25 protein-coding genes are annotated in these 24,497 nt (G+C 68.4%); 13 read left to right on the forward strand and 12 right to left on the reverse strand.

Going from position 1 to position 24,497, the window contains the following annotated elements; translation table 11 throughout:
* Positions 1-3 precede the first annotated feature (3 nt).
* From ACFXDJ_RS15405 to ACFXDJ_RS15415, 3 genes are all read left to right on the forward strand, one after another.
* Positions 4-216, forward strand: coding sequence for a hypothetical protein (locus ACFXDJ_RS15405; protein WP_384659268.1), 213 nt, complete (start codon positions 4-6; stop codon positions 214-216).
* Positions 217-408: 192 nt separating this feature from the next.
* Positions 409-2,199, forward strand: a complete 1,791-nt coding sequence (locus ACFXDJ_RS15410) for a galactose oxidase-like domain-containing protein (RefSeq protein WP_384659271.1) — start codon at positions 409-411, stop codon at positions 2,197-2,199.
* A 464-nt stretch (positions 2,200-2,663) separates the two neighbouring features.
* Positions 2,664-3,353, forward strand: a complete 690-nt coding sequence (locus ACFXDJ_RS15415) for a response regulator (protein WP_384849198.1) — start codon at positions 2,664-2,666, stop codon at positions 3,351-3,353.
* Positions 3,354-3,382: 29 nt separating this feature from the next.
* Here the strand turns inward: ACFXDJ_RS15415 and ACFXDJ_RS15420 are convergent, their stop codons facing one another.
* The 4 genes from ACFXDJ_RS15420 to ACFXDJ_RS15435 all read right to left on the reverse strand — a co-directional run bounded on the left by ACFXDJ_RS15420 (position 3,383) and on the right by ACFXDJ_RS15435 (position 8,554).
* Positions 3,383-4,894: an SDR family NAD(P)-dependent oxidoreductase gene (locus ACFXDJ_RS15420; protein ID WP_384656467.1), complete on the reverse strand. Its 1,512-nt coding sequence runs from the start codon at positions 4,892-4,894 to the stop codon at positions 3,383-3,385.
* 152 nt (positions 4,895-5,046) lie between these two features.
* Entirely contained in the window at positions 5,047-5,766 is a 720-nt protein-coding gene (locus tag ACFXDJ_RS15425) for a WbqC family protein (RefSeq protein WP_384656465.1), read from the reverse strand.
* A 12-nt stretch (positions 5,767-5,778) separates the two neighbouring features.
* The gene (locus ACFXDJ_RS15430; protein WP_384656462.1) at positions 5,779-6,510 is read right to left on the reverse strand and encodes a PIG-L deacetylase family protein; all 732 of its coding nucleotides are present in this window, start codon (positions 6,508-6,510) and stop codon (positions 5,779-5,781) included.
* Between the two features lie 67 nt (positions 6,511-6,577).
* Positions 6,578-8,554, reverse strand: a complete 1,977-nt coding sequence (locus tag ACFXDJ_RS15435; protein ID WP_384656459.1) for a glycosyltransferase — start codon at positions 8,552-8,554, stop codon at positions 6,578-6,580.
* 280 nt (positions 8,555-8,834) lie between these two features.
* Here ACFXDJ_RS15435 and ACFXDJ_RS15440 point away from each other — a divergent pair, with 280 nt between their 5' ends.
* From ACFXDJ_RS15440 to ACFXDJ_RS15465, 6 genes are all read left to right on the forward strand, one after another.
* Entirely contained in the window at positions 8,835-10,970 is a 2,136-nt protein-coding gene (locus tag ACFXDJ_RS15440) for a hypothetical protein (protein WP_384656457.1), read from the forward strand.
* A 61-nt stretch (positions 10,971-11,031) separates the two neighbouring features.
* Positions 11,032-11,190 carry a hypothetical protein gene (locus ACFXDJ_RS15445; RefSeq protein WP_384656455.1) on the forward strand — a complete coding sequence of 53 codons (159 nt, stop codon included), beginning with the start codon at positions 11,032-11,034 and terminating at the stop codon, positions 11,188-11,190.
* A 200-nt stretch (positions 11,191-11,390) separates the two neighbouring features.
* The gene (locus tag ACFXDJ_RS15450) at positions 11,391-11,879 is read left to right on the forward strand and encodes a hypothetical protein (RefSeq protein ID WP_384656453.1); all 489 of its coding nucleotides are present in this window, start codon (positions 11,391-11,393) and stop codon (positions 11,877-11,879) included.
* Between the two features lie 42 nt (positions 11,880-11,921).
* On the forward strand, positions 11,922-12,617 hold the full coding sequence (locus ACFXDJ_RS15455; RefSeq protein ID WP_384656450.1) for a hypothetical protein: 696 nt from the start codon (positions 11,922-11,924) through the stop codon (positions 12,615-12,617).
* Positions 12,617-13,594, forward strand: a complete 978-nt coding sequence (locus tag ACFXDJ_RS15460; RefSeq protein ID WP_384656447.1) for a hypothetical protein — start codon at positions 12,617-12,619, stop codon at positions 13,592-13,594. Before ACFXDJ_RS15455 ends, ACFXDJ_RS15460 begins: the two co-directional genes overlap by 1 nt.
* 144 nt (positions 13,595-13,738) lie before the next feature.
* Entirely contained in the window at positions 13,739-14,182 is a 444-nt protein-coding gene (locus tag ACFXDJ_RS15465) for a hypothetical protein (protein ID WP_384656445.1), read from the forward strand.
* Between the two features lie 26 nt (positions 14,183-14,208).
* On the opposite strand, the gene ACFXDJ_RS15470 is transcribed toward ACFXDJ_RS15465, so the two are convergent.
* From ACFXDJ_RS15470 to ACFXDJ_RS15485, 4 genes are all read right to left on the reverse strand, one after another.
* The gene (locus ACFXDJ_RS15470; RefSeq protein ID WP_384656442.1) at positions 14,209-14,877 is read right to left on the reverse strand and encodes a DUF6518 family protein; all 669 of its coding nucleotides are present in this window, start codon (positions 14,875-14,877) and stop codon (positions 14,209-14,211) included.
* 137 nt (positions 14,878-15,014) lie between these two features.
* Entirely contained in the window at positions 15,015-15,455 is a 441-nt protein-coding gene (locus ACFXDJ_RS15475) for a lactococcin 972 family bacteriocin (protein WP_384656440.1), read from the reverse strand.
* A gap of 187 nt (positions 15,456-15,642) precedes the next feature.
* The gene (locus ACFXDJ_RS15480) at positions 15,643-15,996 is read right to left on the reverse strand and encodes a ribosomal protein L7/L12 (protein ID WP_384849201.1); all 354 of its coding nucleotides are present in this window, start codon (positions 15,994-15,996) and stop codon (positions 15,643-15,645) included.
* Between the two features lie 72 nt (positions 15,997-16,068).
* Positions 16,069-16,928, reverse strand: a protein-coding gene (locus ACFXDJ_RS15485; protein WP_384656436.1) for an IS5 family transposase whose coding sequence is annotated in 2 segments (ribosomal slippage) — positions 16,069-16,577 and positions 16,577-16,928 — 861 coding nt in all. Because the reading frame shifts where the segments join, the coding sequence is not laid out codon by codon here.
* Here ACFXDJ_RS15485 and ACFXDJ_RS15490 point away from each other — a divergent pair.
* Together ACFXDJ_RS15490 and ACFXDJ_RS15495 are read left to right on the forward strand one after the other, a co-directional pair.
* Entirely contained in the window at positions 16,927-17,157 is a 231-nt protein-coding gene (locus ACFXDJ_RS15490) for a DUF6354 family protein (protein WP_384656434.1), read from the forward strand. The genes ACFXDJ_RS15485 and ACFXDJ_RS15490 overlap by 2 nt on opposite strands.
* An 80-nt stretch (positions 17,158-17,237) precedes the next feature.
* Positions 17,238-17,366, forward strand: a complete 129-nt coding sequence (locus ACFXDJ_RS15495; protein ID WP_384656432.1) for a hypothetical protein — start codon at positions 17,238-17,240, stop codon at positions 17,364-17,366.
* Between the two features lie 242 nt (positions 17,367-17,608).
* Here the strand turns inward: ACFXDJ_RS15495 and ACFXDJ_RS15500 are convergent, their stop codons facing one another.
* Complete coding sequence (locus tag ACFXDJ_RS15500; protein ID WP_384849204.1) at positions 17,609-19,930, reverse strand: ABC transporter permease; 2,322 nt, start codon at positions 19,928-19,930, stop codon at positions 17,609-17,611.
* A gap of 184 nt (positions 19,931-20,114) precedes the next feature.
* Entirely contained in the window at positions 20,115-20,861 is a 747-nt protein-coding gene (locus ACFXDJ_RS15505; RefSeq protein ID WP_384656426.1) for an ABC transporter ATP-binding protein, read from the reverse strand.
* 142 nt (positions 20,862-21,003) lie between these two features.
* On the opposite strand from ACFXDJ_RS15505, the gene ACFXDJ_RS15510 reads away from it, so the two are divergent.
* The gene (locus ACFXDJ_RS15510) at positions 21,004-22,215 is read left to right on the forward strand and encodes a sensor histidine kinase (RefSeq protein ID WP_384849207.1); all 1,212 of its coding nucleotides are present in this window, start codon (positions 21,004-21,006) and stop codon (positions 22,213-22,215) included.
* Positions 22,212-22,895, forward strand: a complete 684-nt coding sequence (locus ACFXDJ_RS15515) for a response regulator (protein ID WP_384655424.1) — start codon at positions 22,212-22,214, stop codon at positions 22,893-22,895. Before ACFXDJ_RS15510 ends, ACFXDJ_RS15515 begins: the two co-directional genes overlap by 4 nt.
* A 70-nt stretch (positions 22,896-22,965) precedes the next feature.
* Here ACFXDJ_RS15515 and ACFXDJ_RS15520 read toward each other — a convergent pair whose 3' ends face one another.
* The gene (locus tag ACFXDJ_RS15520; protein WP_384655421.1) at positions 22,966-23,874 is read right to left on the reverse strand and encodes a GlxA family transcriptional regulator; all 909 of its coding nucleotides are present in this window, start codon (positions 23,872-23,874) and stop codon (positions 22,966-22,968) included.
* A 7-nt stretch (positions 23,875-23,881) separates the two neighbouring features.
* Positions 23,882-24,481 (reverse strand): cysteine hydrolase family protein, encoded by a 600-nt coding sequence (locus ACFXDJ_RS15525; protein WP_384655419.1) that lies wholly within the window; start codon positions 24,479-24,481, stop codon positions 23,882-23,884.
* Positions 24,482-24,497: the final 16 nt, after the last annotated feature.

The following is a 24,497-nucleotide window of genomic DNA, read 5'->3' on the forward strand; positions in this document are numbered from 1 at the left end:
CGCATGAGCGGACGCGCCGTCCTCGCCCTGTTGCGCAGTTTCGCGAACCACTGTGGGCAGACCGTGGTCCCGGCGACCCACGACCCAGCCGTGGCCTCCCACGCCGACCGCGTGGTGTTCCTCATGAACGGCCGGGTCGCCGGCCAGCTCGGCGACCCCACCCCGCAGCAGATCACCCGCGAGATGACACGCTCGGAGAGCCAAGGCTCGGGGTGACGGCTAGGCGGCCCAATCCCGGATCGCCATGGGGCCAGGTCAGTGGTGACTTCTGTCGCAGACGGCCGATCGACACCGTTGCCGGGAAGATGCGCCGCCTCACATACCGTCATAGAAGTGTACTCAGGGGCGACACCCATCCCAGTGCACCTGCGAGGATCCATGCCACGTAAGAGACGGTCCGTGCGACGGGTGGCGGCTCGTGCAGCCGCGTCCGTGCTGGCGGCGGCAGCCGTCTTGGCGGTGACCTGTCCGGCCGCCGCCCATGACGGGTCCGCCCAGCCGGACGAGGCCAGGGCCCTGGGGCAGGAGCACGCCCTGGAACACGAGCGGGTCCGGGCGGACCTGCAGGCCCTGGACGGGTATTCGCAGCTTGCCCGGCTGGAAAGCCTGAAAGACCTGACGAACTCCCAGGCACTGGCCAACTCCAAGTTCCACCCCAAGGCGTACGGGCAGTTCGCCGACTACTTCCCGTCGCCCGACTTCGCCGCGCACATCGCCATGCTGCCCACGGGCAAGGTGCTGATGTTCTCCTTCGAGCGGATGGAGACCAACCCGACCCAGGAGCCCGCGCCGACCGGGACGACCGGCAAGGACAATGCAGGACGTGCCTTCGTGTGGGACCCGGCCAAGGGCACCGGCTCCTCCGCGTTCAAGAAGGTCACACCTCCGCAGGTCGTGGTCCCCGACGGCACCCGCGAGCGGCGCCCAGCACCGTTCTTCTGTTCGGGGCACGCCTTCCTGCCCAACGGGATGCTCGGCGTCTTCGGCGGCAACCTCGGCTTCGGGGGAGGCGCGGGCGCCAGACTGTCCCTCGTCTTCGACCCGTGGACGGAGACCTGGGCGGTGAACAAGGACATGGCGGTCGGCCGGTGGTACCCATCGGTCGTCACCGGCCCCGACGGCCGACTGCTGATCATGTCCGGGCACTCCGAACGGGGCTGGGGCACCGCGACCTCGCTCATCGAACGCTTCCCCGCCACCGGCCACCCCGTGCCCTTCGACAAGCACGTGATTCCACGGAACACGCCCACCGAGAGCCTGCGGATGGACGCCCCCTTCGGAGCGGACAGCGACTACCCCCACCTGTTCACCCTCCGCGACGGCAAGGTCTACGGGCTCGGGCGCAACGCCACCACCCAGTTCGCCTTCGACCCGATCGCGCAGACCCGTACGGACCTGCCCGCGCGCCCCGACGGCATCCACCGCGGCTACGGCTCCGCAGTGCCCCTGCCCGCCGGGTTCCGTGGCCCGGACTCCGTACTCGTACTGGGAGGCGACCGGGACGACCCGAACACCTACCGCTTCGCGGACGGCACGTGGGAGAAGCAACAGCCGCGGGCCTTCGGCCGAACCCAGGACAACACCCTGCTCCTACCGGACGCGAGTCTGCTCACCGTGAACGGCGGCTATTCGATCCGGGACTACGGCAACGGCCCCTACAACCCCAAGGCCGACCTCAAGTACCGGCAGACCGAAACCCGCGACGCGCTGGGCCAGTGGAGACTCGGGCCCGTGCAGCGCCTGCCGCGCGGCTACCACTCCAACGCGGTGGTACTGCCCGACGGCCGGATTCTGGTCACCGGTGATGAACTCCAGCAGCTCGCCAACGACCCGGACATCAGCGACGACATGAACGGCAGCATCGAGATCTTCGAGCCCGCCTACCTCCACCAGGGCAGCGGCCGCCCCGCACTCGACAAGGTCCCCGACCAGCCGCTCACGTACGACTCCCGCTTCAAGGTGTCCACCTCCACCCCGGACCGGGTCAAGAGAGCCGTCCTGCTCGCACCCACGACCGCGACGCACTCCGTCAACACCAGCCAGCGCCACCTGGACCTGCGCATCGTCAAACACCAAGGCCGCGTGCTGGAACTACAGGCACCGCCTTCCGCAAGCGCCGCGCCCCCCGGTTACTACATGCTGTTCCTGCTCGACGAGCACGGTGTTCCCAGCACCGCCAGGTTCGTGTCCCTACGATGACCCCGTCCCACTGACGCTGGTAGGTGCGCCGACGGTGTCCAACGACTTGTGATCGTCGGGGGGGGCAGGATCAATGCTTCGCATTTAAGGTCAATGGATAGTATCGTGGTAGATTTCAGTCAAACCTCTTCAATCGGTCAAGGAACCCTGTGTTTTCCCCTGCGCCCCCGACGCCATTCGAGCGCTGGCACGCCGCCCTCATGGAGCCGGTGGGACGGAGTCGCTTGCTGCGCCTTCAAGCCGGGGGAGGGGTCCCTCCCGGACGTTCTCTTCTTGGTCTTCCCGGTGATCCTGGGCCTGGGCGGCCGACCGAGCTAGCGCAGCTTCGCGGCCCTGCGCGAGGAGCGTGAAGGGCGGGTGGCCCATACCTGCCCCGCTGGCCCCGACGTGAGGTGACGGGATCGGGATGATCGGTCGAGTGTCATCGGTGGCATGACAGCGACGAAAGCAAAAGGGGATGACGCATGATCCGGGTGATCATCGCAGACGACGAGCCATTGATACGATTCGCCCTGCGCACTCTGCTGTCGGCGACGGAGGACATCGAGGTCGTGGGCGAGGCCTGCGACGGTACGGAGGCCGTCGCGCAGGCCCGTGCACTCGCGCCCGACCTGGTCATCACGGACCTGCGGATGCCCGGCATGAACGGGATCGAGGCCACGAAGCGCCTACTGGCACTGCCGAATCCGCCTTCCGTCCTGGTGCTGACCACCTTCGACGCCTACGACGGTGTCATGGACGCACTGAACGCCGGCGCCAGCGGATATCTGCTCAAGGACGCGCCGCCCGAGCAGGTGACCGGCGCAGTCCGTGTGGTGGCCGTGGGCGGTGGCACCGTGCTCGCCAAGTCCCTGACGACCCAGCTCGTTGGCAGCGGCTGGCGACAGGGAAGCAGGGATTCCCGGCTCACGGGCGAACAGCGCCGCCGCCTCGACGGCCTCACCGAGCAGCAGCACGAGCTGCTGATCCAGCTCGGACGCGGTCTGTCCAATGCTCAGATCGCCCAGGAGCTGTATTTGACCGAGGGCACGGTCAAGACGTACGTCTCGAGACTCCTGTCTCTCCTCAAGCTGGAGAACAGGACCCAGGCCGCGATCCTCGCGCACGTAGCGGGGTTCCTCGAACCGCCGGACGGTCCCACCGCGGGAACATAGGTGTGCGGTGGGACCGTCCGGCGCACACCTCACGCCGAACGCTGAGCGTCGAGCCGCATGGAAGCGGGCGGCACCTCCTGGGCCATGGCCGTGATGAGCGCGGCGTACCGGTCCACGGCACGGGCCGCGTACTGCACCGGATCCTGCTGGCGTACGTCGATCACCTGCCCGGTCAGCTGTGACACCAGCACATCCAGGGATGTCTGTGCCACTGCCTCGGACGTGAGGAGCGACCGTTCGGGTTCGTCACCGAACGCCTTGAGACGCATCGGGGTCCGGGTGCGCTCGGGGTTGATGCAGTTGATGCGGATGCCGTCCGCAGCCCACTCGTCGGCCAGGGCCTGAGTGAGGTTGACCGCGGCGGCCTTCGCCGAAGAGTAGAGGCTGTACCCCGCGCGTCCCCGGGTGTAGCTGCTGGAGGTGAAGAGCAGCAACTGCCCTCGGGTAGCAGCCAAATAGCGGTGTGAGTACCGCGCGATGTGCACGGGGGCGAGGTAGTTGACCCGTGTAGCCTCCTCAATGGCTTGCTCGTCCGTCTCAGCGAGCTTGCCGATGCGCAACACGCCGGCGGTGTTGACCACGTAGTCGATGCGTCCCGCCCGCCCGTGTGCATCTGCCAGGGCCTTTTCCACGTGCTCGGGTACCTCGACGTGGGTGCCGGACCCGGACCGGCTGTACGAGAAGACCTGGGCTCCGTAGGCCGCCGCGCCGGCGGCGATGTCGGCGCCGATCCCGTAGCTGGCACCGAAGACCACCAGCACCTTGCCGGTCAGCAGATCCCGGTGGCTGGCCTCGCTCGGGCACGGGGCGGGACTCACGCCCGAGGAGATCTGGAAGAGCTTGTCGGCGATGAAGATGTCCACTGGATGAGTGATCTTCACATTGTGCTCGTCGCCCCTGACGATGTGGATGGGAACGTCCGGGAGGCAGCGCAGAACGACGGAACAGTCGTCGCTGGCCGCGCAGTCCGGGTCGGTGGCGGCGATCTCGTAGGCGCGGCGAATGGTGGACAGTCGGAACCCCTGGGGAGTCTGGCCGCGGCGCAGCAAGGACCGATCGGGGATGTCGTCGATGAACTCGCCCTCGCCAGGGCGCTCATTGCTGACCACGATGGTGTCCGCCGAAGGGATGGCCACATCGACTGCCCGGTACTTCTCCAGCGCCGCGATGCAGTCCGCGATCACCCGCTGCGAGAGCAGGGGCCTCACCGCGTCGTGGAACAGCACATCGATGTCCTCGTCCGCACCGATGTCCTCGCTGAGGAATTCGATGGCGCGCCGGGTCGTCTCATTGCGGGTGGCCCCGCCGGCCAGCACCCTCCGTACCTTGGTCAGGCTGGCGTCCGCGACGATCTTCTCGACGTCCGGGATGAAGTCCTCGGTCATCAACACGAGGACGTCGTCGACTCCGGGAGCGTCCTCGAAGATCTGCAGGGTGTGCTCGATGACCGCCTTTCCGGCGACCTTCAGCAGTTGCTTGGGCACAGCGAGTCCTACACGCCGGCCGGTGCCCCCGGCCAGTACGACGGCTACGGTGCGCAGGCGTTCGGGGCGTCGGTCGACGGGCCCGGGCGAGGGGAGGTAACTGCGGGTCGCCCGTTGCCCCGTGTCGGTATCCATCATGCCGCGCACACTGCTCATAGCTCTTCTCGTGGTGGGTGTTCGGGGACGGGGCGCGCCCGGTCGTGTGCCGGTCACGGCCGCCACTCCGAGAGCGGAACGTTCCGGGCTCCCCGCTCCAGCACCTGCCGGGCGCCGGGACCCTCCTGGAGCACGAGGTCCAGGGCAGAGCGGTTGGGAGCGGAGGAACCGGGCTTTCCGTACGGGGGGTTGGTATAGGTGCAGACCTCGATCTGCGTACCCGTCTCGGCGACCTTCTGCGTGTCCAGGTACGTCATGGTCCCGGTGCCGATGCGCATCACGCGCGCATCGGTGAGCCGGCACACTTCCACGACCAGGTCGCTCTTGGCGCCCTGTGGAGCCAGCGTGCTGGTGCGTACGATCTCGACGTCGATGCCGAACGCGTCGCAGAGGAGCCGTATGAGGGCTTCGTCCACGTCCACCAGCCGTTCCCAGGGGTGGGTGTAGATCTCCTCCAGCCGGTCCTTCCACTCGGACCAGTAGGGCGCACGCGCGTAGTTCATGCGCAGGCTGGCCCAGTGCTTGGCCTGCCACCTGGGGTTCGAGAGGACCACCTCGTTGATCGGCCGGAAGTTGCCGCGGCCGACGGGAATCGTCAGGAGCGTGTTCCCGCCCCGTCCGTCACTCACGTAGTTCCGATTCTGCCAGTTCTGACTGGAGTACTGGACGTGGTCCGCCAGGAGCAGCTGATCGGCGCCCAGGAGGCGGGAGAAGTATCCGCACCAGGGGAGGTAGGCGGGCTGTTCGGGGGCTATGACGAGTTGTTTCTTCATTCTCAATTCGCTTTAAAGTGTCGATGACTGGGGAAGCCGGCCGAAGTCCGCGCCGAGCGCGGGGTCGGCGACGACTTCCAAGCCGATGAGGAACCGCCGGGCGTAGAAGGCCTCCGCGAAATGGGCCTTGGCCGCGAAACCATGGACGCGCATCTGAGCGTGGATGATGTCCGGATCGACCTGTCGGCTGCCGGCCGTCTGCGAGCCGTGGGCCGCCAGGGCGTGCAGTTTCGCCTCCACATGGGGACCCACGTCCACGAAGAGGCGCGGTTCGAAGTCGAGTGAAGACGGCGATTCGAAGTGCAGCACCTGGGGGACGTGCCGGGCGGCGGAGATGGCCGCCTTCGCCGTGGCCCGGTGGTCCTGGTGGGAGTCGCGCGGATAGTGGGTGTAGACCACGTCCGCGCCGATCTCCCCGATGACGTCCTCGATGACCCTGATGGTCTCGTGCCCGTCCACCAGCTCGCCGTCGGCGGCGCCCGCCCAGCGCAACTCGACGCCGAGGCGGCGGGCCGCTTCCATCTGCTCGGCCTTCCGCGTGGCGGCGTGCAGTCCGGGCCCCTGCGCGCCATCCGTCAGTACGAGCATGACCACCTGGTCCCCGGCTGCCTTGTGAGCCAGCAGCGTTCCACCGCAGCCGATCTCGATGTCGTCGGGGTGGGCGCCGACGGCCAGCACGGAGCGCCTCTTGCTCCAGACCAGGGAATGCTCGCCACGCGAGTCCGGCTCGGTTGTCTTTGGCACTGTTCCTTCGTCCTTCTGGAGGGGTTTGCCATGGTCGTGCAGGGTGGGTGCGGCCATCGGATGCGACCTAGTTCTTCTTGACGGGCCGGTGGCGCAGGGACAGCCAGTTGCCGGTGCTGATGTACGGCTGGAGCCGGCAGGGGCCGCCGACGGCCCAGGGCAGCTCCAGGCTCGGGAAGTGCAGGGTGCGGGCGTCGCGCACGTCTCCGTCGAACGACCCGATGCGGATGAGCTCCGCACCGCTCCGGGGGATCAGGTGCAGGTCCCACAGCAACTCACGCCCGGAGTCCGCCGAGTCGAAGAGCGCCGCGGGGACGGAAAACGTCACCGCATTGTCCGGGGCCGGTTCGCAAGGGATGCGGAGGTTCAGTTCCTCGCTCGTGCGGGAGCGGGCGAACGCGGTGAGGGAAGGATCCGCATGTGCCCCCATCACGGTGGCCATCACGTGGATGGCGGAGCCGTCGACAACGATCCGGCGGACCTCGGCGTGCTGGGGGAAGGTCCGGCTCTCGAAGGCCAACGCGTCGGCCTTGTGCCGGAACGGATGGCGGAAGTGGGCCGGGCTCTGCGTGAAGTCCTTCACCTGTCCGCCGACGAGTGCGCGGGTGTCGCAGCGATCCACTCGGACGGCGCGGACGGCACCGTCGTCGAGGCGGCGCACGAAGACCTTCCAGAGACCGGTGGCGAAATGGTGTCGCCGGGGAAGCACGGCGCGCTGTCCGGGGTGTTCGCCGACACGCTCGAACGGGAAGTCCACGGACTCCCTGTCGGGGTCCTGCGTGTTCACGCAGACCAGCCGGTGCTCTTCTCCGGGCAGGCCTCCGCCCTTCGTGTGGATGAGCGTGTTGCCGGCGTGGTCGACCCAGCAGTCGGCCACGGGCCGCAAGGACTTCGCCGATTCGAGCTCTCCGATGAGCTTGAGGAGCGACGTCGCGGCGTGCTCGGGGAGGTACCGCTGGGCCGTGCGCAGGGCGGCGCCCCCGAAGGAAGCGCGCAGCTCGTGACTGTGCATGAGCTTCATCAGGTACCGCGCGTACTGCTCGACATCGCCGACCGGAGTGATGAAGCCGTTCGTCCCGTGCTCGACGATCTCGCTGGGGCCGGGGCCCGGCGTGGTCACCACCGGCACGCCGCAGTGCATCGCCTCGGCGATGGTGAGTCCGAACGCCTCGCCGACCGAGGCGGACGCGGCGATCGAGGCCTTGGCCCATTCCGTACCCAGGGAGCTGTGGGCGCCCATCAAGCGCGCGTTGTTGTGGATCCCGAGGTCGAGGATCAACTGCCGCAGGCTGTCGTGCGCCTCCCCCCGGCCGTACAGGCGTAGCTGCCAGTCGGGGAAGTGCCGCACCGCCTCGGCGAACGCCTTGACGATGACGTCGTAGTGCTTGCCCCCGACGAGACGGCCGGCCGCCATGACGATCTTGCTGTCGAGCGATGACGGCGTGACACCGGGCGAGGGCACACCGTTGGGTACGGTCGCGATGCGCGTCTCCGGCAGGAAGATCTTGGCCCGGTGGAGTGCGGCCTCCTCCTCCGTCACCGTGGCCAGGGCGTCGATCTCGGCGTACGCGGCGTGGAGCACCGGCTTGAACTTGCCCGAGCGCTCACGGGTCTCGTACACGTCGTGCTCCTGGCCGATCCGTATGTACCGGTCCGATCCGAGGTGCGCGAGCAGCACGATCAGCCCGGCGTGCGTCGCGATCACGACGTCCGCCTCCGTCTCCCGTAGGTACGTGCGTACCTCGCGTTCCACGAGCCTGTCGTACTCGGCGGCCAGTCCCTTGACGCCCGTGGGGAGCAAGGAGGACGGCCCACCGTGGTCCGGGTCGCCGGCCAAGCGGTCCGCGGCGCTCGGGCGCTTGTCGACCAGGGGTACGACGGGCACGCGATCGTCGAGGTCGAGGAACGGGGCGTCCGCGGTCTGGAGGACGCTGGCGATTTCCACGTCCTGCCCTTGGGCGACGAGCTCCTCGGCCAGCGTGAAGGTGGCTTGAGTCGCGCCGCCGAGGCCGTAGGCGCTGTGCATCAGGAAGGAGATCTTCATGGGGGGTTGCCTTCGTCGAGTCGTTCTTCGTACTGAATCCCCGCCCCGGATTCCGATGCCCCTAACATTCAACGGTGAAATGAGCCGACGGCAGCAGTGGAAGGTGAGCGGTGGTCTCAATCTAGCGGGCCGACAGGCTGAATTTGGTGGACGTTCGTGACGGTGAACGTAAATCACATAGGTCTATCGGCCAGTTGACGAAGGATATCGGCGGAACTCGATAGTGGATTCAAGAAATGACATTCGAGGCGGATCCCGGTGAGATCCTTGTCCACTGCCGATGGAATTTGCCGAACCGGGTGCGCCGTTCGCGCCGGTGTGTCAGCCGGTGGGTTTCTCTCGATCGAAGGGATCTGCTGTGCACGTCACAAGTGAGCGTGGTCTGCGCATTCACACTCTGAAGCAGCGCTGGAGTGTGCAACGCCTGCGGGGTTGGATCGCCTTGGTACTGCTGGGCGCCACGATCGTGGTCGGCCTGGTGTCCGCGGTCCTGCCGCACCTGCCGCTCTTCGCGACGTGCGCACTACTGGGACCCGGCCTCGACCTCTACCTGCACATCAGGGAACCCAGGATGATGCGCCGGCTCGGCCAGTACCGTGGCGGCGTGACCCAGCGGGCGCTGGTGAGATGCACGCTCCTGTTGGTACTGGCGGCCCGGACCGGGCTGGGCGGTCACCCGGTGTTCATCCAGCTGACCATCCTGATTCCGGTCTTCCTCGGCACGATCGTCGGCACCTCGGCGATCACCGCGGTGATCCAACGGCATCGCCGGCTGCCGGTCAGCGCGAGGAACATCGAGCTCGGATGGCTCCGTATCGGTGATGCGCCACCAGGGTGGCTCGTCAACGGGCCCGGCCGTCGCCTCATCTACTTCGAGCTGCTGTGTTCCTCCGGGATCCTGGCATACACCGTCACCGGGGTGCGGACCTGGCTCGCTCTCGGGCTCGGCATGGCGGTCGCCCTAGCTTTGGCCGTTCTGCTGCTGCTCGTGCCCCATCTCCACCGTGCCCTGCGCGTCGCCCCTTCTGGTCGGGTGCTCAAGCGGGTGGACCAGTGGCTCGGCCGGTACCGGCCGAAAGTCATCCTGTATTTCAGTGGCGGCAGGGATTCCATTTACCAGGTCAATATGTGGCTCGAGTCCGTGGAGGCACTGAACGTCCCAGCATTGCTGATCATGCGCGAGCGCGGGCTCATGCAGAAGCTGGCCCCCACCCGCTTGCCCGTTCTCTGTGTGCCCAGTGCGCCGCATTTGATAAATTTGAACTTCTCGAGTGTGCGGGTGGTCCTCTACGCAGCCAACGTCGGCAAGAACATCCACATGCTCCGACTTCCGACGCCCAAGCACGTATTTCTCGGCCACGGAGACAGCGACAAACTCGCCAGCGTCAATCCCTACAGCAAAGTCTATGATCAGGTCTGGGTGGCCGGTCGCGCCGGGCGTGACCGCTACGCCCTCGCCGATGTCGGCGTACGTGACGAGGACATCGTCGAGGTCGGGCGCCCTCAGCTGGACGCCATGCCCCGAATGCCGGATCCGCATGTGCGAGAGGTTCCGACCGTGCTCTACGCACCGACGTGGGAAGGCTGGGACTGCGCTCCTGGCAACACCTCGCTGATCGAGGCGGGTGAGAACATCGTGCGCTCGCTCCTTCGCAGCAACCCGCCCGTCCGCGTGCTCTACCGTCCGCACCCGTTCACCGGACTGGTCAACCCCCGGGCACGCAAGGCGCACGAACGCGTGTGCAGGATGCTGGAGGGCGCCAACCGGGCCCGGGGCGACCGCAGGGAGCGGCCGGCCGGCACGGAGTCCGCCGGGTACCTGGAAACCCTCGACGCCGAGATCTCGGACCTGCTGGCGTCGTTCCGTGAGGCCGGCGCGGACGAGGCCCAGCAGACCAGGGACGCGGCTGCGCCCCGCCCCGAGGCACTCGCGCGTCTTCGCTCCCTCCAGGAGGAGCGTGATGCCGAGTACTGGCTGTCGCTGGGGGACTTGGAGCACCGGATGGTCACGGCCGTCGACTCGGGCCTCTACGCATGCTTCGCCCAGGCTGACCTGATGATCAGTGACATCTCCAGCGTGGTCTCCGACTTCGTGGAGACCCTCAAGCCGTACGCGCTGACCGACACGGCCAGGCTCGGTGCGGACGAGTTCCGGCGGCAGAATACCGCGGCCAGGGCCGCGTACATCCTGACTCCGGACGCGAAGGGCGTGCCCGACCTCGTGGCCATGCTCTACGGCGAACACGCGGATCCTCTCCTCGATCACCGGAACGAGCTGGCGACCTATCTGCTGGGGTCCTGCGATTCGAGTCCGACCGATCGGTTCGCGACGGCGGTGGAGAGGCTCGTCACTCAGGGAGACGCCGAGGATCTCGTGATGCACGAGGGCCCGCCGTCCCGCTCGTACGCCCTGTAGAAGCCGTTTCAGGGACGCTGCGCGTGCGGATCTTGGCCCGTCCGTCGCATAGCGAAGCGCCATGACCACCGAGGGCTGGACCATCCGCGCCGAGGGCCTTGCCGCGATCAGCCCCCACCGCAAGGCCAACGTGCTCCGCTTCGGTGACTACTACACCACCACCCTCCACATCCCACCCGGCCCCCATCACGCCGGCCTCGATCTGGGAGCCCCACAGTGATTCCTCCGCGGCACCGATGCTTGTCCACCGCCTCTCGTAGGCGTCCGGTACGACGCGCTCAGCGATGGGTCGTCGTGGCTGCTCTTGCCGGGCTCGCGCTGGCAGGCTGCAGTTCCACGAAGCAGCCGGCCAGCCAGGCATCAGACTCGCCTACCGCGAGGAGCGGTTCTCCCACGGATCCCCCCGCGCGGCCGTCTCTCATGGACACGCCGTCGGTATCGCCGAGTCCTACCGCGATCGATGGCTGGACGGTGCCGCGCGACGACCGGGCGGACTGGCACACCAAGCCCCGCGGACTGGTGACACCCGGCGCCGAGGCGATCCATGGCAAGTCGGTGAAACTGATCAACGATCTGGAGCCGGTATGGGGCTCGGGCGCGGGTTCGACGTGCTGGCCGCTGCACCGCTACGCCCTGTCCGACAGCTGCCTCAAGACAGCCGACAAGGCCGAGCAGACCGCTCGAACCGCGCTCTCTTGGATCACCCGCGAACCCTCGAACTCCTTCGGGACGCTGAGGGCGAACGCACAGGACATCGTGAACGCCACCGCTTCCTATCGCGCCCACGGCTGCGCGAAGGAGCCCACTGGCGTCGCGGCGCGGAACGCCTGCCACACCGCCGGCTACACGATCGCCCAGACCTACATCACTCTCCGAGAAGGCTTCAACGCTGCCCTCGAAGGCCGCTGACCAGCGGTATCCCTATCGATCCCCGTTTCAAGGAACAGCGCCATGAACATGTGCCCCCTCCGCATCCGCACTCTTGCAGCCACCTGCACGCTCACCGCTCTCGCCTTGCTCGGGGCCGGACGAGCCGCTGCCGCCGGCGCCGGCGGGCAGCCGCCGCGCGACCCCGATCCGCTCAGCGCTCAGCACCAGCTCGACCTCGCGGACGGCAAGCTCAGCGCCGAACACCTCCAGCACAAGGCGGCCAAAGACGCCGAGGAACAGCGCCTGGGCATCGCCCCGCCGAACGACAAGGGCGGAATCGTTCCGACGATCACTGTGATCAAAGACGGCAAGAAGTACTACGCCCCGGCCTCCATGGGAGAGTCCGCAGCGATCGCTGCGGCGAACTCCGTCCTGGGTAACAACCTGTGCGCCGCCGGGCAGATCTGCCTCTACTACAACTCCGGCCTGAAGAACGCGAACTACCCCAAGAACGGCCCCGACGCCCGGCACTACAACTACGCGGGCCACACCTTCAACAACGGTCAGGGGATGCCCGGGTACGGCCAGAAGGTGAAGAACAACACCGCCTCCATCATGAACGGCTACATGGGCCAGCACGCCTTCGTCCTGTTCGTGAACAGCGGCTACAAGGGTGACCGGGAATGGTACGTCCAGAACGACGGCTACAACCTGAACGAGACGCTGAAGAACGACAACGCCTCCGGGGCGTGCGGCGGCCTTGGCGAGGCGTGCTGATGGCCCACCCCCGTACGCTCGCCGGTATCGCCACCCTGGCCCTGGTGGCTGTCACCGGTTGCTCCTCCTCCAGCGGAGCAACCAGTCACCCGTCCGGTACCGCGTCACCGACACAGGACGCCAGCACGGTGTGGGAGCCCCCGGCCGGAGGCCCGGAACTGCCCGCAGGGATGCGGCTGCCGTTCGAGGACTACTCCCCGTCCAACTGGGACCACCACAAGATCGAGGTCGCCTACTACGCGGTGCTGTCCAGCTGCCTGAACCGCTACGTGGATGACACCGGCCTGGTCAAACCCTCATTCCACGGGCCCGCCTCGATCCTGACCCTGCGCTACGGCGTCCACGATGACGGCTGGGCCGGTCAGCACGGGTACTGGTGGCCTGGTGACGACATCGCCGGCCCCAAGGGCTCCGGTAGCCAGATCACCATGGACCCGGTGCTCATGAGCGGCACCGCCCCCACCTACAAGGGGAAGCCCGTCCCGCCCGGCGGCTGCGCGCAGGAGGCCAACGACAATATCTTCGGGATCCCGGGTATCAGCCAGAAGGACAAGGCGCGGATCGTCATGGATACGCAGGCCATCTCCTCGGGCCTTCTCAGGAAGACGAACGATGACCCGAAGACCCAAGCCGCCCAGCGGGCGTGGACGACGTGCATGGCCGGCAAGGGGTACCGCTTCCCCGACAGCCGCACGAAGGGCAACTTGAACTTCGCCGCCTCCGATTCCCTGAGCGAAGCACTCGGCAAGACACGGCCCGACCCCGGCCCGGGATCGGCGGAGGCAAAACTGGCGACCGCCGACGCCCAGTGCACGACCAGCAGCGGCGTCGTCACCGTCTCCTACGAGACGGAGTCTCGCCTGGAACGCGAGACCATCGCGAAGGACCCGGCCAAGTGGGCGGACATCAAGCAGTGGTACCAGCAGCGCATGGCCGCGGTCCAGAAGACCCTGGACGAACGCCGCCTCACCCCATGACACGCAGCATCACAACGTCGCTCCGTCAGAACACCGAGCTCCCCCTGGAAGCGCGCAGCTACCGCACCGCCAAGTAACGAGAGCGGCCCCCCGAGGGGGGCCGCTTCGCGGATGTCACCTCCAACGGCCGGCTACAGCACGTTCATGTACGACAAGACCGTGCCCGGCACGGTGCCGGTCGTTGACGTCCTCAGGCCGCAGCGGGTCGACTTCGGGATCGACACCCTCGGACAGTGGTGTATCGAGGTACGTGCCGAGGACAGCACACTGCTCGACTGGCTCCCGCGTCCTTTGTTGGCATCGAGGCGTGTGGGGCATTCGGGTGCGGTCCGGAACAAGGATGGGAGCGGGACCCGTTACGGCTCGCTCACGCCGAGCTGGACGGGCACCTCGTGGAACGGGCACTGCGTGCTGGTGCTGCCCGACTCCGAGTGGATCGTGGACGCCACGCTGGAGCAGTTCGAGGCTGCGGCTGGACGAAGTCCTGCTGCCGCCGACCACCTCGGCCGCCTGCCGCGCTCGCAGGCGGCCGGCCGTTCCTCTGAGCGTGCGGGGAACGGACGGAGCGGACGTGATGATCGTGGCTGATGGCCACCAGCTGGCCAAGGCCCAGTTCAGCGCGGACCGGAACCCACGTCCGTACCCCCGCGTTCCGCGCCTCCGTCCCGATCGCGCCTCGTGGCGACGACCGCCGTGGCGACGAGGACGAGGGCGACCGCCACGGCCAGGAGGCGGGTGACGATCCAAACCGGGCGCACCACCGCACCGTCCTGCCCGTCAGGCTCGTGGATCAGCCGAAGGCTGGTCTCGAAGACGACCACGGCCGGGACCAGGAGCCGGCAGGGCAGCCGCAGGAGCGGCCGAAGGGTCCGGGACCCCGTGCGGGAGAGGTGGCCGGCGAGTCCGCAGAGCGGCCCCAGCAGGACGGCGAAGACGCACCACACCACGATCACGGACAGGAACTCGTTCCATGCGAAGAACCCGTCCGCGTTGGCCGGGTCGTCGAAGTCCGGAGCCCTGAAGCCTCCTTGGGCCGCCTTCGTCCCGTAATAGGCGACGACGGCGACCACCAGCGTCGCCAGGGCCGTGAGGGCGGCTCCTCTCTTGGACCGGGCCGCCCACCCGACACCGAAGGCGATCAGTGCGTACATCCACCCCGCGACGAGGGCGATGCTCGCCACATGGCTCACCGGATCGCCCATGGACTGCAGGAGCGGCCCGGACGTTCCGACGGCCAGTCCGACCGCGAGGGAAAATGTGATGTTCGAGATTGAAGAGCGCACGAAGGGGATCCACCCGTCCTGTCTGAGCCTGTCTGAGCCTGTCTGAGCCTGTCTGGGATGCGGGAAACGGCGAAGGCCCGACTGCTCGCGTGATCGGCGCGAGTGTCAGACCTTCAGTCCGTGAGGTACGGGTGTTTTTAGTAAACACCCCAGTAGGCGTTGCACTTGTAGGCCCAGCCGCTCGTGGCGTAGGCCTTGGCCCAGATGTCGGGGTCCTTGATGTCCTTATCGGTCTTGTCCGCGATGGCAACGCTGGCCGAGTGCTTCTTCTTGGGGTGGATGTAGTTCGAATAGCACCCCTTGTAGCCACCGTCAGCCACCGTGCCGCGGTGCCACGTGCCACCGCCGACGCTCTCCAGGGCCGGAGACCCGGAGTTCGGGTCGAAGGCCGCAATGCCCCACTCGACGGGCTTCTCGCCGTTCGGGCCTATGAGCTCCGCGGGCGGGGTATCACCGTTGGCCGCACTGTAGGTACGGGTCTGCGGGGCGGCCGGGGTGGCCGGTCCGGCGGCGACCAGGGCCCCGGCGGCAACCATGGCCGAAACAGCGCCGAGAACGAACTTCGCAGGCTTCTTCATCTGGCTTCCCACTCATCTCCGTTCGACACGCCCAGCCGCACGTGCAGCTGATGGGGGCGCGAGGCGATACGGCGAAAGCGCCCCCGGCAGCAGAGATTGCCCCATTCGATCAAGAATGGGCCGACAGCCTGAAGCCGGCTGAAGAATTGTGGCTAGGGCCTGTCTCTCAGACCGAACTGGGCCGATTTCAGATCGTTGTGGGCAGACCATTTGCCCAGCAGATCTCCAGGGGCCGCGGGTCTGTGCACTGCGCCGAGGTGAGGGGGAAGGCTCCACGTCTAATGGGGCGGCCGCAGCAATCGCAGAGCAGCCTGGTGCGGGCGCCTGCGTCCTCAAGGGTCCGAGCCGCCTCGACAGCGGCTTCGAACCAGCCGGCTGCCTCGACCTCTACGGGTGCGGCGGCAAGCAGAAGCTTGCTGTTCCACAGGCTGAGGCCGGTGACCGTCCGTATCGCACGGACTGCCTCCATGTTCCGGTCGCCTGCTTCTGTCAGCAGCACACGGAATCCTGGCTCTTCCACACACCCTCCCCGGCCGTCCACGAGCTGTCCGGCAAGTGAACCATCACGGCAACTGCTGAGTGCCGTGGGCGGGTGGACGAGAGGCCCAGCAGGCTATCGCCGGACCCAGATCAGGATGGCGGCGAGGTGAAAGGCGGCTTGGTAAGCCATGGCGAGCTTGTCCGTTCGCATGGCCAGACCTCGCCACTGCTTGAGCCGGTTGATGCATCGTTCAACGGCGTTCCGCTGCTTGTAGGTATCACTGTCGAAACAGGGTGGCCTGCCTCCGGCACGGCCCCGCTTCAAGCTGTGACCGACCTGGTCAGCGGGCTGGGGAATGACCGCCTTGATGCCGCGTCGACGCAGATGTCGGCGAATCGCACGGGATGAATAGGCGCGATCTGCAAGAACAGCGACCGGTCGGGTTCTGGGTCTCCCAATGCCGCTCCGCGGGACCCGGATCCTTGCCATGACAGCCTCGAAGGCTGGCCCATCACCGGCCTGACCTGCGGTGACGTGGAAGCCTAACGGCCGGGCACGGCTGTCGCTGGCCAGATGAACTTTCGTACTCAGGCCGCCGCGGGAGCGTCCGAGTGCATGATGGTCGGGTTCCGCCCTGCCGGGCGCCCCCTTTTCCTGGCCCCGGCGGCATGCTGATGGGCCCGGCAGACGGTGGAGTCCACCGACACGGTCCAGCCGATGTCGTCGCCAGCGTCGGCCGTCGTCAGAACGGCGGTGAAGATCCGTTCCCAGGTGCCGTCGACGGCCCACCTGATCAGCCGCTTATGAGCTGTCTGGAACGAGCCCAGTTCGTCCGGCAGATCTCGCCAAGGCGAGCAGGTGCGGTACTTCCACGCAACGGCCTCAAGAGTGCGACGGTGGTCAGCCCACCGCCGCCCCCGGACCGGATCGGCCGGCATCAACGGCTCGATCCGAGCCCACATCGCATCAGTAATCACTAATCGGACAGACATGTCCGATCAACTGACCGACCCACCCAAGAGACAGGCCCTAGCGACCGACACGGACCCGCACTACACCGCGCTGCTGGCCGCACTCACCCGCGTCCACCACCCGGCCGCGACCCCGGCTGACTACGCCCACGCCGCCTGGACCGTGCTCGGTGCCGGTGCCGGTGCCGGTGCCGGTGGTGGTGGTGGTGGTGCCGGCGCCCGCACCGCAACGGGGTGCGTAGATGGCTGACACCGGCCACGACCTCATGCCGCTCTCCGAAGCCTTCGCGCACCCTCCCGCCGGTCGCCCCGCCCGGAGCCCAGGAGGCCATGTGCCGCGGCTACGTCGACGCCTACGGCCTGCCAGCCGCCGCTGCCGAAGCCCTCGCCTCCGGGTACGGCCACCTCGTCGAGATCCCCGCGCCCAACCACCCCCGTGCCGGCCGGGCTTCTTCGTGAGCAACTCGGTGATCAGCACCCGCGGGGCCCGGCCGAGCCCCCGGCCCTGCGTGGCAGTCCGAAGAGGTACGGCCCGACGCAGCTGCACGTAGGCGCCTGCGCAGGGCTGGAGGCGAGGTCGTCGATGCCCCGGTCCGCTACATCACCCTGCGCCAGCCCATCGGCCCCTTCCCCGCCGACGATGGCGGGGCGCGGGGGACCGCGGGCCGTTTTGCTGTGGCGACCGGCGGCTCTGCTCGGTGCTACTCGGTCCGCAGCGCGGTGGCGGTCCGGGTCCGTGCAGCCCAGCTGGCCGGTAGCAATGCGCCGAGCAGGGCGATCACGATCCCGCCGGCCAGCAGGGGGATGAGCAGCCCGGCGGTGTAGACGTGGGACACGCTCGGCGGCAGGTGCCGGCCGATCGCGTTCCCCATCGAGGTCAGCGTCGCTTTCTCCACCGCGACCCCGAGCGGGACCCCGATCAGCCCGCCGATCAGGCCGGTGAGTGTCACCGAGGTCAGCACCATCGCAATGGTCTGCTTGGGCGTCATCCCGAGGGCCTTGAAGATCCCCAGGTCGTGAACCCGCTCCCGGGTGTCCTGCACCACCATGCTCAGCACCCCGAGCGCGGCGACCGCGATCATCATCAGCGTGAGCGTGGCCACCAGGGCGCCCATGGTGATCACCACGATGTTCTTGCCCCCGCCCGAGTTCGACTGGACCGAGGCGTTCAGCGGGGTCAGCGCGGCGGCGGCCGAGGTGGACCAGTCCGGTCCGCTGACGTTCGAGGCCAGCTCGACGTTGAACTGGTCGATGTGCGGGGTCAGACCGGCGGCGGTGAAGGTGGCCGCATCCGTCATGACCGTGTAGTCGCCCACGTTGGTGTCGAAGTTGATGCCGACGACCTTCAGCAACAGTTGCTTGTTCTGCTGCACCACGGTGACGTCGTCACCGACGTGGATCCCCACCGCCGAAGCCAGCTTGTCGCCGACCACGGCCTCGCCGGGCGCCGAGTACCAGCGGCCGGACAGCAGCTCCAGGTGCGTCCAGGAGAAGTCGCCGGTGACCGTGAACACCCTCGCCGGTTCGCCGCCAGGCGGGGCGGCGACCATGGTCGCGCCGCTGTCGCCCCAGCCGAACGCGGTCTTCGTGCCCGGGATCTCGGCGAGCGCGGCGGCCACCTTGGCGGCGTCCAGGTGCGGGTTGCGCGGGTCGTTGGGACCGTAGAGACCCCAGGGCACGCCCACGTCGGCTGTGGGTATCACGAACTCCGGCCCGACGTTGAAGCCTGAGGTGCTGGTGTCCAGGTACTTGTTGAACCCGGTCTCCAGCCCCACCGCGAACGTGACACTCACCACGCCGAACAGCACCGCCGCACCGACCAGTACGGCCCGGGCCGGCCGGGCGAACGGCTGGGCCAGCCCCAGCGACATGGCCCGGGGCAGCGGCAGCCGCGAGGCCAGACGCTGCGCCGCCCGACCGCCCCCGGCCTTGGGGGCGCGGCCGACCACCAGAGCCCGCACCGTCGGCATCCGGCCGGCCCGCAGTGCCGGGATCAAAGCCGTGACGCCGACGATCAGCAGGGTGCCCAGCGGCACCACGGCGCTGACCCACAACGGAATCGTGGCACTGGCCGCGCCGAGCTCCTTGGTGGCCCCGTCCAGGATCGGCACGGCCAGGAGGTTGCCGAAAACCGTGCCGAGCACCAGGCCGAGTGTCGCCGGGATCATGGCCTGCGTGGTGTAGGCACGGGCCACCTGCGAAGGGGTGAAGCCCAACGACTTCAGAATCCCGATGCGCCGGATTCCCGAGGTCACAGCCCCGCTGACCACGATCGAGATGATCAGCACCGACATGAACAGCCCGAGGATCCCGAAGCCGATCAGGAACGGCACGTAGGTCTTGGCGTTGCCGGTCGCCTGCTGCTCCGAGGTCAGGTACGACTGTCCGCCCTCGACCGCGCCGGCCGGCGCGACGGCGGCCACCGCCTGCTTGTCGGTGGCGATGTCGGCGGCGGTCCCGGCCATGGCGAACCGGTAGAGCATCTGGACGTCGGACTTGGCACCGGCGGCGGTGAGCCGCGCGAAACCGTCGGAGGTGGCGAAGGCGGTCGCGCTGTTGGTCACCGAGCCGCCGAAGCCGACGACCTTGAACGACGGCTTGCCCGGCAGGGAGGAGAACACCACCGAATCGCCGAAGCAGTCGGCGGCATAGTGCTGCCACGGCAGGGCGATCTCGCCCGGGCTGGTCGGCCAGCGCCCCTGGGTCAGCACGAGTTGGTCCATCCCGGAGGTGCTACCCAGGTAGGGCCGGGTGGTGACGGTGATCGGACCGTTGTCGTGACCGGCCCGATCCTTCTTGGAGCAGTCCGTGCCGATCGTCGTGTCCAGGGCGGCGGCGACCGGGTAGGGCCCGGCTGCCTCGGTGACGCCGGCGGCGTGCGCGGTGGCGGCGGCCTGCGCGGCCGTGGCCTTCGAGCCGTCGAACTGGACCGCCAGGTGCGCCCCGTTCCGAGCACTGAAGGCGTGCTCGAACGGGTCCTGCACGACGGCCAGCAGGCCGAGGGAGAGTACTGAGGACGTCACCGCGGCAAACGTGGTCAGGGCCATGACGAAGGACTGGGCCCGACGGCGGCCCACGCCGGAACGTACGACCTTGCCCAAGGCGCTCACCGGCTCACCGCCGGCAGCAGGCGGGCCACGGCCCGGCGGCGAACATCGTCAGGGCCGACCTCGAAGACGCGCCGGGGCATCGGCGGCTTGCGCAGTGTCATCGGACCTCTCCCACCGCACGGGTCAGCGGTGTGCGGGCGGCCAGGTCGGCACCGCTGCCGTCGTTGACGACGTCCCGCTCGACCGCGCCGTCCACCAACTCGATCGTGCGGCGCGCGGTGCTCGCGGCCAACTGCACGTCGTGGGTGACCAGCAGGATGGTCTGGCCCTCGCTGTTCAGGTCCAGCAGCAGCTCGCGCACGTCCTCGGCCGAGCCCGAGTCCAGAGCGCCGGTCGGCTCATCGGCCAGCAGCAGCGCCGGCTTGTTCATCAGGGCCCTGGCCACCGCCACCCGCTGCCGTTCCCCGCCGGACAGCCGCTGCGGATAGGCCTTGACATGCCGGTCGATGCCCAGCGAGTCGAGCAGCTCGACGGCCCGCCGCTTCGCTTCGCCCTTGCCCATCCCGGCCAGCTGCGCCGGAACCATGACGTTGTCCAACACGGTCAGGTCGTCCAGCAGGTTGAAGAACTGGAAGATCATGCCGATGGAGGCCCGGCGGTACTTCGCCGAACCGGCCTCGCCGAGCTGGTCGACGCGGGTGCCGTCGACGGTCACGGTGCCACTGGAAGGCTTGTCCAGACCCGCGATCAGGTTCAGCAGCGTGGACTTGCCGCTGCCGGAATGGCCGAGGATCGCCACGCACTCACCAGCTGCCACGGACAAGGTGACGCCGGCCAGTGCGGGCGGGCCGTCGTCGTACTTCTTTGTCGTGTCGCGAAGATCGATCATCGGTGCATTCGTCATGACCATGAACCTAGGAACGGACCACGATCCACCGCGTCGGCCGGCGGATGTCACCTCTTCCCAGGCCATCGCCCCGGGGGTGTATCCGACGTACATCCCCGGGGCGACGCGCAGAGCCGACGCCACTGCATACGATCTCCGTATGGAACAGCTTCTCCAGCGTCTGTCGACATCGAAGCGCGTGACCTGGCTGATGTCACAGGCCGTGGTGCTGGCCACCGCATGCTTGTACGCGCTGGTTCTCGCCTTGACGATGCTGCCCACTGATTGGGCGCACTACGACGGCCTGTTCCGGTTCCCCGCCCTCGGGGCCTTCCAGATGCTCGGTCTCTGCGTCGTGCTCGCCCTGCCGGTTCTACTGGTGCGCCGTCTGCCGGCGGCGGTCTTCGCGGCGGTCCTGGGCGAAGCAGTCCTCGGCGACGCCTTCGGCGCGAGGCCCTTCATCGTGTTCGTCCTGCTCGTCGGCTTGGGCGGGTACCTCGCCGTCCGGCGGCCCAAGGCTGCCGCCGTCGGCTCCGTCGCGGCCGTCGCGGCCGCGTTCTTCAACGACATCCACATCAGCGGGCAGAACGTCGGCGACGCGTCCCAGTGGGCCGGGCAGTTCGCGTTGTGGTTCGCGGTCGCGTGGGTCTTCGGAGGGGTGTACCGCAAACGCCGTGAATACCAGGAAGCCCTGCAGGAGCAGACCGCGGCCCGCGTCGTCATGGCCGAGCGGCTGCGGATCGCCCGCGAGCTGCACGACAGCGTCGCGCACAGCATCGGGATCATCACGGTGCTGTCGGGAGCGGCGGCGCGGGTCGTGGAGACCAAGCCCGAGCAGACGCGGCAGGCGCTGTGCGGCATCGAGACCACCAGCCGGGAGACGCTGCTCGAACTGCAGCGCATGCTCGGGGCGCTACGCCGCGCCGAGCCGGACGACGCCATGCCGCAGGCCGCTCCGCTGGCGCCAGCGGGCAGCCTGGCCGACGTCCCTCAGCTCGCCGAACGCACGGCCGGCGCCGGGGTGCGGGTCCATGTGACCTGGCGGGGCGAGCGGCGTCCGCTGCCGCCGGAGATCGAACTGTCGGCGTTCCGGATCATCCAGGAGTCGGTGACGAACGTGGTGCGGCATTCCGGGGCGCGGACGTGCCGGGTCGCAGTCGGTTACGAGCTGGAAGGAGTGACGATCGAGGTGGTGGACGACGGGAACGACGGGCTCGGCGGGCCCGGCCGTCCGAGGCCCTCGGCAGCGGCCGGCGGGAGCGGCTACGGCCTGCTCGGCATGCGCGAGCGGGTGACGTTGCTGTCCGGCCAGTTCAGCGCGGACCGGCGTCCGGAGGGCGGCTTCCGGGTGACGGCGAGGCTTCCGGCATGAGCGTACGGGTACTGCTGGTCGACGATCAGCCGCTGATGTTGGTCGGGCTCGGGATCCTGATCGGCGACACCGACGACCTGGAGGTGGTCGGCGAGGCCGGCGACGGCCGCGAGGCGGTGCGCCTGGTGCGTGAACTGCGGCCGGACGTCGTGGTGATGGACATTCGGATGCCGGGCATGGACGGGATCGAGGCGACCCGACAGGCGACCGCCGAGCCGGACCCGCCCAAGGTCTTGGTGCTGACGACCTTCGACCACGACGAGTACGTCTACGGTGCACTGCGCGCCGGGGCCAGCGGATTCCTGCTCAAGAGCATGGCCCTGGACGCGATCCTGGAAGCGATCCGCGTGGTGGCCGCGGGCGACGCGCTGATCGCGCCGAGCGTGACCCGACGGCTGATCGCGGACTTCGCCGGAACGTCCGGCCCCGCGGCCCCCGAACCGGACGCCGGGCCCGCCGCGGACTCGAGTCCCATCGCGGGGATCACCGGCCGGGAGCGCGAGGTGCTGGCACTGGTCGGACAGGGACTGTCGAACACTGAGATAGCCGAGCGGCTGGTGATCAGCGCGGCGACCGCGAAGACCCATGTCGCGCGTCTGTTCGCCAAGCTCGAGGCTCGGGACCGCGTCCACCTGGCGATCATCGCCTTCGAAACCGGACTCGTGCCGCGTAGACGGTAGGGGCAGGAAAGGGCTGGGGTGCCGGAACCGAGGGAGGATTGCGGTGCCGGCACCCGTGGGACCCGACGGGTTAGGCCGTGCGGGCGCGGAGGCGGCGCAGCATGCGGGGGTCCTCGAATCCGACCGCGCGGGCAGCAGCATCGATCGTTGCGCCTTGGCTGATGAGGTGTTGGGCGCGTTCAAGGCGGAGGGTCTGCTGGTAGCGCAGGGGGGTGAGCCCGGTGGCACGGCTGAAGAGGCGGGTGAGGGTGCGTTCGCTCACGCCGACGGCCGCGGCGAGGGTCGGCAGGGGGAGTGGTTGGTCGAAGTGGGTGTCGATGAGGTCTTGGGCTCGGTGCACGGTGTCGTCGAGGTGGGACCGGTGTCGGAGCATCGCGCTGGACTGCGGGTCATGGCCGTTGCGGCGGGCGTAGACGACCATGTCCCGGGCCACTTGGGCGGCGGCGGCCGGGCCGTGCCGGGTCGCGACCAGGTGCAGGGCCAGATCGATGCCGCTGGCGATACCGGCCGAGGTGATCACCCGGTCGTCGGCGGTGAACAGGACGTCGCGGACGACCACCGCCCCGGGGTGGCGCAGGGCCAATTCGTCCTGCAGCTCGTGGTGAGTGGTGCAGCGGCGGCCGTCGAGCAGGCCGGCCTGGCCGAGCGCATCGGCTCCGGCGCAGACGCTGGCCACCGTCCCACCCCGTGCGTGGTGTTCCCGGAGGACCAGGAGGGAGGCCGCGCCGATGGCGGGGCCGTCGGCCAGGACACCCGGCCACCAGCCGGGCACCACGATCAGATCTTCGGGACCGAGCTCGGGCCACTCGAGCCCGGCCAGCAGCGGCAGACCCTGGGCGGTGGAGACCTGCGGCTGCTCGGCGACGTAGGAGAGCGTGTAGGCGTGCCCGAAGTCGGCCGCAGTGGAGAACACCTGCGCAGGGCCGGCCAGGTCCAGCAATTGGACTCCGGGAACCAGGAAGAAGACGATGAGGCTCACGATTCGGTCATCGTACGGGTTCCGCCGTGGCCTCCAGCTCGTCGATCGTCGCGATGGTGGCGAAGCGTCCGGCGAGCGCGTACTCGGTGCGCCTGATGACCTCCGCGGACGGCAACGTGCGGGGGTCGGCAAGCAGATCGGCGACGCTCTGGTCCGCGGGGGCGTCGCGGTGGGGAATGGGATGCGTCGCGGTCGCGTCGATCACGAAGGTGACCTCGTAGCCGAGGTCGCATGCGACGCGGGTAGTCGTCTCCGCGCACTGCTCGGTACGGATACCGCAGACGGTGAGCTCGCGGATGCCGTGCCCGGTGAGGAGCTGCTGCAGGTTGGTGGTGGTGAAGGCGTTGTGCGAGGTCTTGTGGATCACCGGCTCCCCCTCCACCCGCTCCAGCTCCGCCATCAGCCGGACATGGCCGAGGGCCGGGTCGAAGACATCGCCAGCGCCGGGCTCGGAGTGCAGCACCCACACCACCAGGTCCCCAGCCTGCCGGGAGATCCGGACCAGGCGATTCACTTTCTCGGCGATATTCGGGTCGGAGATCGTTTCCCACAGCGGCTCGGCGCGGAAGGACTCCTGGACATCGATGACGATCAGTGCTCGGTTCATGTCCCCAAGTCTGCCC

The sequence above is a fragment of the Streptomyces sp. NPDC059443 genome, from assembly GCF_042750105.1.
Taxonomy (GTDB): Bacteria; Actinomycetota; Actinomycetes; order Streptomycetales; family Streptomycetaceae; genus Streptomyces.

Bases quoted from the DNA above. Each gene is read 5' to 3' on its own strand.
- ACFXDJ_RS15405 (WP_384659268.1), top strand. From the start codon at position 4: ATGAGCGGACGCGCCGTCCTCGCCCTGTTGCGCAGTTTCGCGAACCAC.
- ACFXDJ_RS15415 (WP_384849198.1), top strand. From the start codon at position 2,664: ATGATCCGGGTGATCATCGCAGACGACGAGCCATTGATACGATTCGCC.
- ACFXDJ_RS15425 (WP_384656465.1), bottom strand. From the start codon at position 5,766: ATGAAGAAACAACTCGTCATAGCCCCCGAACAGCCCGCCTACCTCCCC.
- ACFXDJ_RS15435 (WP_384656459.1), bottom strand. From the start codon at position 8,554: ATGAAGATCTCCTTCCTGATGCACAGCGCCTACGGCCTCGGCGGCGCG.
- ACFXDJ_RS15440 (WP_384656457.1), top strand. From the start codon at position 8,835: ATGGAATTTGCCGAACCGGGTGCGCCGTTCGCGCCGGTGTGTCAGCCG.
- ACFXDJ_RS15445 (WP_384656455.1), top strand. From the start codon at position 11,032: ATGACCACCGAGGGCTGGACCATCCGCGCCGAGGGCCTTGCCGCGATC.
- ACFXDJ_RS15450 (WP_384656453.1), top strand. From the start codon at position 11,391: ATGGACACGCCGTCGGTATCGCCGAGTCCTACCGCGATCGATGGCTGG.
- ACFXDJ_RS15455 (WP_384656450.1), top strand. From the start codon at position 11,922: ATGAACATGTGCCCCCTCCGCATCCGCACTCTTGCAGCCACCTGCACG.
- ACFXDJ_RS15460 (WP_384656447.1), top strand. From the start codon at position 12,617: ATGGCCCACCCCCGTACGCTCGCCGGTATCGCCACCCTGGCCCTGGTG.
- ACFXDJ_RS15465 (WP_384656445.1), top strand. From the start codon at position 13,739: ATGTACGACAAGACCGTGCCCGGCACGGTGCCGGTCGTTGACGTCCTC.
- ACFXDJ_RS15475 (WP_384656440.1), bottom strand. From the start codon at position 15,455: ATGAAGAAGCCTGCGAAGTTCGTTCTCGGCGCTGTTTCGGCCATGGTT.
- ACFXDJ_RS15490 (WP_384656434.1), top strand. From the start codon at position 16,927: ATGTCCGATCAACTGACCGACCCACCCAAGAGACAGGCCCTAGCGACC.
- ACFXDJ_RS15495 (WP_384656432.1), top strand. From the start codon at position 17,238: ATGTGCCGCGGCTACGTCGACGCCTACGGCCTGCCAGCCGCCGCTGCC.
- ACFXDJ_RS15505 (WP_384656426.1), bottom strand. From the start codon at position 20,861: ATGACGAATGCACCGATGATCGATCTTCGCGACACGACAAAGAAGTAC.
- ACFXDJ_RS15510 (WP_384849207.1), top strand. From the start codon at position 21,004: ATGGAACAGCTTCTCCAGCGTCTGTCGACATCGAAGCGCGTGACCTGG.
- ACFXDJ_RS15515 (WP_384655424.1), top strand. From the start codon at position 22,212: ATGAGCGTACGGGTACTGCTGGTCGACGATCAGCCGCTGATGTTGGTC.
- ACFXDJ_RS15525 (WP_384655419.1), bottom strand. From the start codon at position 24,481: ATGAACCGAGCACTGATCGTCATCGATGTCCAGGAGTCCTTCCGCGCC.